This window comes from Streptococcus oralis (genome assembly GCF_001588645.1).
Taxonomy (GTDB): domain Bacteria; phylum Bacillota; class Bacilli; order Lactobacillales; family Streptococcaceae; genus Streptococcus; species Streptococcus oralis_AB.
In genome coordinates, this window is record NZ_LAYF01000048.1 from 1 (window position 1) to 308 (window position 308).

Consider the following 308-nt stretch of genomic DNA (forward strand, 5'->3'; position numbering starts at 1 on the left):
GCGCTTGAAAGGCTCAGCAACGTAGCGCTTCAAGAGTTCTACATCACGTTCCAATGTTTCCAAAGCTTGAGGAGCCCGGTCAAGAACACCTTGGATCAAGGCTTTGACATAAGCTTCCTGCAAGTCGAGTGACTCATCGTGAGTAACAAAATTATACTCCGCATCCATCATCCAGAACTCTGTCAAATGACGGCGAGTTTTTGATTTTTCTGCACGGAATACTGGTCCAAAGTCATAAACACGTCCCAGAGCCATTGCCCCTGCTTCGAGGTACAGCTGACCAGATTGGCTCAAGTATGCTGGAGTTC

At 47.7% G+C, this 308-nt stretch carries 1 protein-coding gene; it reads right to left on the reverse strand.

From position 1 onward, the window contains the following. Positions 1-308: amino acid--tRNA ligase-related protein (locus A0739_RS09775; protein WP_330996837.1), on the reverse strand; the 308-nt coding region annotated here is incomplete at both ends.